Source organism: Actinomadura montaniterrae, assembly GCF_008923365.1.
In the GTDB taxonomy this organism is placed as follows: Bacteria; Actinomycetota; Actinomycetes; order Streptosporangiales; family Streptosporangiaceae; genus Spirillospora; species Spirillospora montaniterrae.
In genome coordinates, this window is record NZ_WBMR01000450.1 from 1 (window position 1) to 2,214 (window position 2,214).

General features: G+C 76.1%; 1 protein-coding gene. It reads left to right on the top strand.

Annotated elements, in window-relative coordinates; translation table 11 throughout:
• A partial coding sequence (locus F9B16_RS50180; protein ID WP_151547310.1) for an AAA family ATPase occupies window positions 1-2,069 on the top strand: 2,069 nt, incomplete at its 5' end.
• Window positions 2,070-2,214: the final 145 nt, after the last annotated feature.

The window sequence follows — 2,214 nt, forward strand, 5'->3', positions numbered from 1 at the left end:
AGTCGACGCCGACGGCCGTCGTCGTCGAGCAGCTGGAGGTGCTGGAGCGCTGGCAGGAGGCGCGGGCGCCGTTCGCGGCGGCGCTGGAGCGGTGGCTGGAGTTCCGGCCGGGCAGCCGGAACATCTGCGTGCTGGTGTTCGGCGGGGCGTCGCTCGCGGAGGTCCGCGCGTTCGCCGAGAGCAGCCGCGACCTGCCCGGGCTGGTGCAGGTGGTGCAGGCGGAGGAGCGGCGCCCGGCGCGCCCGGGGCTGCTGCGGCCGCCCGGCGAGGCGGAGCTGACCCGCCTCGTCCACCGGCTGCGGATCCAGCGGAACCTGCGGATCGGGGACTGGACGCGGCTCGCCGGAACGGTCCGGGCGATGGCGGCGCAGGACGTCCCGCTGGAGACGTGGGAGCGGCGGCTCGGCCGGCGGATGGCGGCGGAGGGCACCCCGCTCGGGCAGGAGCAGCTGCACCGGTACGGCTGGATCGCCGCGACGGTCGCGGACGGCGACGTGATGCGGCGGCTGGACGAGCTGGTCGGGCTGGAGCCGGTGAAGCGGCACCTGGAGGGCCTGCGGTACCGGCCGCCGGCGGGCGCGGAGCCGGTGTCGCACCACCTGGTCTTCACCGGCAACCCGGGCACGGGCAAGACGACGGTCGCGCGGATCGTCGGCGACCTGTACCGGGAGCTCGGGATCCTGCGGCACGGCCGGGTCCGGTCGGTGCGGGCGAGCGACCTCGTGGCGGGGTTCGTCGGGCAGACGGCGATCCGGACCCGCGAGGTGATCGACGGGGCGCTCGGCGGGGTGCTGTTCGTCGACGAGGCGTACGAGCTGAGCGACCAGGCGGACGGGTTCGGCCGGGAGGTGATCACCGAGCTGCTCGCCCGGATGGAGGACGACCGCGCCGAGCTGGTGGTGATCGTCGCGGGCTACCCGGACGAGATGCGGGAGTTCCTCGACAGCAACCCGGGGCTGCGCAGCCGGTTCCCGCACGAGAACGTCATCGCGTTCCCCGACTACGGGCCGGCGGAGCTGGCGGAGATCGCGGCGCGGCAGCTCCGGCCGATGGGGATGGCGTGGGGCGAGGGGTTCGAGACGGCGCTCGGCGAGGCGGTCGCGGAGCTGCACCGCACCCGCGACCGGGGGTTCGGCAACGCCCGCGCCGTCCGCGACGTGACGCAGGAGACGGCGGCGCGGTGGGCGCGGCGCGTGAAGGACGACCGTGACCTGCCGCTGGAGCCGCGCGACCTGCCGGAACGGCTGCGCCGCGACGCGCGTCCCGCGCCGCGCGACACCGCGGAGCTGCTCGGCGAGCTGAACGCGATGATCGGGCTGGCGCCGGTGAAGCGGAGCGCGGACGTCCTGGTGAAGCGGCTGCGGCTGCGGCGGCTGCGCGGGCAGGGCGAGGTCGTCGCGCCGAACATGCTGTTCATCGGCCCGCCCGGCACCGGGAAGACGACGGTCGCGCGGCACTTCGGCCGGATCTTCAAGGAGATGGGGCTGCTGGAGCGCGGGCACGTCGTGGAGACGGGGCGGTCGCGGCTGGTCGCGTCCTATGTCGGGCAGACCGCGCCGCTGACCCGGCGGGCCGTGGAGCGCGCGCTCGGCGGCGTGCTGTTCATCGACGAGGCGTACGCGCTCACCTCCGGCGGCGACAACGACTTCGGGCAGGAGGCGATCGACACGCTCGTCGAGGAGATGGAGCGGCACCGCGGCCGCCTCGCGGTGATCGCGGCGGGCTACCCGGAGCCGATGCGCCGGTTCGTCGCGGCCAACGACGGCCTCGGCTCCCGGTTCGGCGAGACGATCGAGTTCCCCGCCTACGGGGTCGACGACCTGCTGGAGATCCTGCGGTCGATGGCGGAGCGGCAGGCCTACGAGCTGGACCCGGCGACGCTCCCGGCGGCGCGGGCGTGGCTCGACGGCGCGGCGCGGCGGCCCGGGTTCGGCAACGGCCGGACCGTCCGCCGGCTGCTGGAGCGGATGGAGGCGCGGCTCGCCGAGCGGGTGGTGGACCGCCCGGACGCGGACGCGCGGATGCTGAACCTGCTGCTGCCGGAGGATGTGCCCGATGACCTCGGCTGACCGCTGCCCGCTCTGCGCGGTGCCGATCGACGCCACGGCGGTGAACGCGGCGGCGACGCGGCAGGACGTGCGGTGCGCGGCGTGCGGGTGGACGCTCGCCGGGCCGTGGCGCCCGGGCCGCGCCGACCGGGCCGCGGCGGAGGCG